Consider the following 6,120-nt stretch of genomic DNA (forward strand, 5'->3'; position numbering starts at 1 on the left):
CCCCCGAAAGCGGCTACTGCGCGGGCTGCCGACGGCTCGGCGAGCATCCCGAGGCCCTGGCCATCGCGCACCAGGCCGCCTCCGGAGCCGCGGGCGCGCTGCTCGACCGGCACGCGGCCCGGCTCCAGTCCGAGGCGGGCCCGGTAGCGCTCGTACGACGCCATGGCAGCCCCCGCCACGCCGACCTGGTGGCCCTCGGTGGGCGGGAGACGCCGCGATGAGAACGGCTGCGTACCCGAAAACCGACGCGGGCACCGCCGTTCTCGCCGGACAGGCGCTACGGGCCAGGCTCGCGCTCACCGCTCCGGCGCTCGGCGCGTCGACCGCCCGGCTGTGGCGTGCGCCCGGACTCCGGGAGCGGTACGCCGTCTACGTACGGGCCATGCACGGCGTGATCCGGGCGTCCGTGCCGCTGATGGAGCGTGCGGCGGCGCGCTGCGCCGAACTCGGCCGACGCGACCGGATCGCCGCACCGCTGGCGGACTATCTCCGGAAGCACATCAGCGAGGAGCGCGGACACGACAGTTGGCTGCTGGCCGACTTCGCCGCCCTCGGGGGAGATCCGGAGACGCTTCTCACCACACTCCCCCAGCCCGCTGTCGCCCGTCTCGTGGGTGCGCAGCAGTACTGGATCGAGTACCACCATCCGGTGGTGTTACTCGGCTATATCGCGGTCCTGGAGGCCGGTGCTCCCGCGCCCTGGCTGGCGGACCGCATCGTCTCCCTGACCGGTCTGCCCGAGGCGGCCGTCACCACCGTCCGCGAGCACGCCGGTCTGGACACCGGGCACGCGGCAGACCTCTTCGCCCTGCTCGACCGGCTGCCGCTGAGCTCCTCCTTGAGCTCCGCTGTCACCGTCAGCGGGCTGCACACCCTGGACGCGCTCATCGAGCTGTTCGGATGCGTCGACCGTGACGCACCTACCGCACCGCGCCCGTACGGCCCCACGGCAGGAACGGACACGCCATGAACGAGCCCGAAGGCCCTCGCCCCGACCGGCCCGCCCGGCCCGCGCCCGACGCGCTGGCCGCCCTCGAAGAGCACGGTTTCCCGCTCTCCGAACTCACCGACGAACAGCGCCAGGTGCTCCGCGGTCTCACTCCGGACGAGGTCTTTCTGCTGCTGGACATCAAGGCACGCCTTGACGAGGTGGGCCCCGAGGTCCAGGCACACAGCGAGATCGCCGGCGGCGCCCTCTTCTGATGTCTCCCGCCCAGTTCCGCTGTCTACCTCCCAGGGCCGAAAGGACAACGATCCATGCGGTGTGCCTCGTGCGAAGGCCTGCTGCCGCAGAGCGCGCGGTTCTGCCCGCTCTGCGGAACGACCGTCGCCGCACGCCCGGCCGCGCAGGCCGAGGAGCGGAGGACGGTGACCGTCGTCTTCTGCGATCTCGTCGGCTCGACCGCGCTGTCGGGGACGCTGGATCCCGAGGCTCTGCGCGCTGTGACTCTTCGGTACTTCGGGCTGATGCGGGCCCGGCTGGAGGAGTTCGGCGGCACCGTGGAGAAGTTCATCGGTGACGCGGTGATGGCCGTCTTCGGCATCCCCGAGATGCACGAGGACGACGCCCTGCGGGCACTCACCGCCGCGCTCGCCATGCTGGACGCGGTGGAGGAGCTGAACGACACGGAGCTCGAACCGTCGCTCGGGATCCGGCTCCGCGTCAGGATCGGTGTCAACTCGGGCCCTGTGGTGAGCGGTACGGATGTCAGTGCCCGTCAGGCCCTTGTCTCGGGCGAGACGGTCAATATCGCCGCTCGGCTCGAACAGCACGCCTCGCCCGGTGAGATTCTGATCGGCCCGGAGACACGGCTCGCGGCCGGAGCGGGCGCACGGACGGAGAGCGTCGGTCCGCTGACGCTGAAGGGCAAGGCCGGTCCGTTCACCGCCTATCGGCTCTGTGGCATCGGCGAGGACGCGCCGGAGCTGCTGCGCCGCTTCGACGTGCCGTTCGTCGGGCGCGAGCGGGAGCTGACGGAACTGGGCCTGGCGCTCGCCGATGTGTCCGACGGCCATGGCTCGTATCTGGTCACCGTCTACGGCGACGCGGGGATGGGCAAGACGCGTCTGCTGCACGAGTGGCGTGAACGCGCGGCGTCGTCGGTGGTCCTCGGCTCGGGACGCTGTCGCCCGTACGGGGACCACGGCAGCCTCGCGCCGCTGGCCGAGGCGGTCGCCGCGCTCCTGGGCCCGAGCGCCGGGACAGGGACCGGTACGGGGACTGGAACCGGGACCGACGAGCCCACCGATCCGGCCGAACGCGCCGTGTGGAGCACCGCGTTGGAGGTGCTGGCGGCCGGTCTGCTGAAGGACGGCACTCCCAATCCCTCGGTCGGCGAGACATGCGCCGCCGTGGTCGCTCTGCTGACCGTTCTCTCCCGGCACCGGACTGTCGTCGTGGTGATCGACGACTGCCACTGGGCGAGCGATCCGCTGCTCGACGTACTCGACCGTCTGGTCGAGGAACTGGATCTGTCCGCCGTGCTGTTCGTCTGTCTGGCCCGTCCTGATCTGCTCGACCGGCGGCCCGGCTGGGGCAGCGGCCGGCTGCGCTCCCGTGCGCTGATGCTGCCGCGGCTGACGCCGGCCGAGTCCGAGACGGTGGCTCTCGCGCTGACCGAGGTGAGCGCCCACTGGGCCGGTGAGGACGGCAGCGCGGTGCCCGCCCGAGTCCTGGAGGCCGCCGGTGGCAATCCGTTCTATCTGGAGCAGCTTCTCGCCACTGTCTCGGAGCCGGAGTCCGCGTACGGCGCCGACGGCCGCGGCGATCTGCCGCCCACGCTCCAGGCGCTGCTCGGGGCGCGTATCGACGCGCTCGGCGGCCCGGAGCGGGCCGTGCTCGACCTCGCGGCCGTCGTGGGACGGGAGTTCACCGCCGACGATCTGACCGCGCTCGCGGCCGTCTGTCCGGAGGGCGCGCCTGGCGGCCCGCTGTACGGCGGTTCGGCGGGCGCGGGGGCAGGCACGAGTACGGACGGCCGTCCGGAGGAGCCTGTCCGCTCGGCGCTGACGCGGCTCTGCCGACGTCGTCTGGTGCAGCCGGTGGGACGGACCGCCTCCGGCCGCACTTCGCTCCGGTTCAGCAATGTCATCGTGCACGAGATCACCTACGAGTCCATGGCCAAACGGGTCCGAGCCGAGCGGCACGAGCACGCCGCCGAGGTACTGCCGGCCCGGACGGACGGTGAGAGCGGCGCTTCCCGGCACGCGACTTCCCTGCACGCGTCTCCCGAGCGCCCGTCTCCCGAGCGGGACGCGGCCGTGGCGGGCCATCTGGAGCGCGCCTTCCGCTACCGCGCGGAGCTCGGCGTACTCGACGCCCGTACGGAACAACTGCGCCGCCGCGCCACCCGGTTGCTCATCGCGGCCGGCTCACGGGCACTCGCCCGTTCCGATCTCGCCTGGGCCGGCACGCTGCTCGCACGGGCGGTGGAACTCTCGACGGGAACGGAAACGGGAGCGGGAGCGGGAGCGGGAACGGAGACACGGTCAGGGACGGAGCCCGAGTGGGCCGAGGCCGCACGGCGCCTGGGCGAGGTACGGCTCGCCACCGGCCGGACCGACGAAGGCCGTGGACTGCTGCTCGCCGTGCTCGACAACTCCCGGGTAGGCGACGGAAGTACGGGCACGGCGGACATCCCGGCCGTGGAAGCGGCCCACGCCCGGCTCGCGCTGGCAGCCGCGCCTCCCGCCGATATGCCCGGAGACATCGCGGAGACGGCCCGGCTCACCCTGCCCGTGTTCGAGCGGGCCGGCGATGAACTGGGCCAGGCCAGGGCATGTATCCGGATGGCGCAGGAACGCCAGCTCCAGGGCCGGCACGGCCAGGCCGACGCCCTGCTCACCCGCGCTCTCGACCACGCGGTGCGCCACGACGCCGAACCGGAGCGCGCCCTCGCACTCGGCGCCATCGGTGTCTCGCTGTGGCGAGGGCCCGAGCCGGTGCCCACGGCGCTGACGCGCGGCTGCGAACTGCTGGCCGAACACGGCGGCCCGCGGCCGACCGTACAACTGACGCTCAACTGTCCGCTCGCGGTCCTCGTCGCCCTGCGCGAACAGTGGGACGAGGCCCGTGCCCGGCTCACCGGCGCCCGCAGGATCGCCGCCGAACTCGGCTATGCCGAGGGCGCTGTGGTGGTGCCCATGTTCGCGGCGGCGGTGGAATCGCTCGCGGGCCGGGACGACCGGGCACTCGATCTGCTGGACGAGGCGGCCGAGGCCGGACGCGGGCTCGGGGCCGGCGGACTGCTCGGAACGGTGACCCGCGAGGCCGCGCGCGTACTGCTGGACGCGGGCCGCGTGGACGAGGCCGAGGAGCGTCTCGCCTCACACTCCACCACCGCCACATCCACGTCCACCGCCACGTCCACCGCCACGGCTGCCACCGATCTGCCTCGCTCCGACGCGGCCGATCTCTACGGCGTCCTCGCCCGTATCCACGCCGCGCGGGAGCACGCCGAGGAGGCCCTGGCGCTGTCCGCACGCGCCGTGAGCGCCGCCGACGCGACCGATTCACCGGTCGTCCAGGCGGTCGCCCTGCTGGACCGCGCCGAGGTGCTGGGACGGCTCGGCCGCCGGCCGGAGGCACGGGAGGCCGCGGAGCTGGCGCGCGAACGGTTCGCGACGAAGAAGCATCTGCCCGGTCTGCGCCGGGCCGCGCGAACGGCGGAGTCGGTATGAGCGACAGCTACGGCGGGACCGGCGACCGGTACGGCGAGAGCCCGGGAAGCCGCACGACGGCCGGTGCCGGAACGGGCGACGCCGGGACGGCGCACCGTCCCGGCCTGGTCTGGAGTCTGCGCGGCGAAGGCCCGCGGGATGTCCGGGTCACCGCCGACGCGCCGGCCATGCCCGCACCGTCCACCTGGGCCGATGCCCGGGGGCGCGGGATCAAGGTGTGTGTCGTCGACTCCGGTGTGGAGCGGGACCATCCGCTGATCGGCGCCGTCGACGGCGCCTGGGCCGTCGTCCAGGGCTCCGACGGGATCACCGTGGAGCGCACCGAGAGCGGCGACGCCTGCGGACACGGCACGGCCTGCGCGGGAATCATCCGCGCCACGGCGCCCGAGTGCGAGCTGTACAGCGTCCGGGTGCTGGGCAAGGGCTTCTCCGGAACCGGTGACATCATGCTCGCCGGTCTGCGCTGGGCCGTCCGCCAGGGCTTCGACGTGATCAATCTGAGCCTCTCCACCACCCGTACGCGCTTCGCGCCGGAGCTGCACGCCCTCGCCGACGAGGCGTACTTCCGCAGGACCGTGATCGTGGCCTCGGCCCACAACACGCCGGTGGAGAGCTTCCCGTGGCGGTTCGCCTCCGTCATCTCGGTCGGCAGCCACCGCGAGAGCGATCCGGAACTCTATCTCTACAATCCGCGCCCTCCCGTGGAGTTCTTCGCGCCGGGCCAGGACGTACGGGTCGCCTGGCTCGGCGGCACCACGATGCGGACGACGGGCAACAGCTTCGCGACGCCGTACATCGCGGGCCTGTGCGCGCGGATCCTCTCCGCGCACCGCCGGATGACCACCTTTCAGCTCAAGACCGCTCTCTACCTTTCCGCAGCAAACGTCGAAGTCGCCGCCAGGGGTGCGCAGTGAGGGAAAGCAGTGCAGGGAACGAGTCCGCCGAGTCCGCCGAATCCACGGTGTCCGGCGTGTCGGCCGTGTCCGGCGTCGATCCGGTCGATCCGCTCTCCTCGGAGCTTCTGCGGTCCGTGGTGGATGTGGCCCGGGCCATCTTCGGAGCCGAGGCGAGTTCGGTGTTCCTGCTGGACGAGGCAGCGCACGAGCTGGTCTTCCAGGCGGTCTCAGGACGCGGCGAGGCGTTCCTGGTGGGACGGCGCTTCCCGGCGGACAGCGGTATCGCGGGCTGGGTCGTCACCTCGGGCGAGCCGATGATCGTCGCGGATCTGTCGCGCAGCGCCGCGTTCGACCGTGACTTCGCGAAGTCGACGGAGTTCGTGCCCGACGCGCTGATGGCGGCGCCGCTGATCCATGGCGACCGGGTCCTCGGCGTACTGGAAGTACTCGACCCGGCGCCGCAGGCCCGCTCCAGCCTCGGTGAACTCGATCTGCTCGCCCTCTTCGCCCGGCAGGCCGCCACGGCACTGCGGCTGGGGGGGGG

General features: G+C 72.5%; 5 protein-coding genes and 1 pseudogene. All 6 read left to right on the top strand.

Annotated features, from left to right (window positions below):
- A pseudogene (locus tag GA0115259_RS40495) lies at nt 1-221 on the top strand (radical SAM protein); the annotation flags it as partial.
- Nucleotides 218-970 carry an iron-containing redox enzyme family protein gene (locus tag GA0115259_RS22865; protein ID WP_093600360.1) on the top strand — a complete coding sequence of 251 codons (753 nt, stop codon included), beginning with the start codon at nt 218-220 and terminating at the stop codon, nt 968-970. The pseudogene GA0115259_RS40495 and the gene GA0115259_RS22865, both read left to right, overlap by 4 nt.
- A complete protein-coding gene (locus tag GA0115259_RS22870) occupies nt 967-1,203 on the top strand; it encodes an aroma-sacti cluster domain-containing protein (protein WP_093600363.1) in 237 nt (78 codons plus the stop codon). The genes GA0115259_RS22865 and GA0115259_RS22870 overlap by 4 nt, the downstream gene beginning before the upstream one ends.
- Nucleotides 1,204-1,257: 54 nt before the next feature.
- Nucleotides 1,258-4,680, top strand: a complete 3,423-nt coding sequence (locus GA0115259_RS22875) for an adenylate/guanylate cyclase domain-containing protein (protein WP_093600366.1) — start codon at nt 1,258-1,260, stop codon at nt 4,678-4,680.
- On the top strand, nt 4,677-5,594 hold the full coding sequence (locus GA0115259_RS22880; protein ID WP_093600369.1) for a S8 family peptidase: 918 nt from the start codon (nt 4,677-4,679) through the stop codon (nt 5,592-5,594). The genes GA0115259_RS22875 and GA0115259_RS22880 overlap by 4 nt, the downstream gene beginning before the upstream one ends.
- A gap of 56 nt (nt 5,595-5,650) precedes the next feature.
- Nucleotides 5,651-6,120, top strand: a 470-nt coding sequence (locus tag GA0115259_RS22885; RefSeq protein ID WP_093600372.1) for a GAF domain-containing protein, incomplete at its 3' end; no start/stop codon positions are given.

Origin of the sequence: Streptomyces sp. MnatMP-M17, from assembly GCF_900091995.1 — a bacterium.
Classification (GTDB): Bacteria; Actinomycetota; Actinomycetes; order Streptomycetales; family Streptomycetaceae; genus Streptomyces.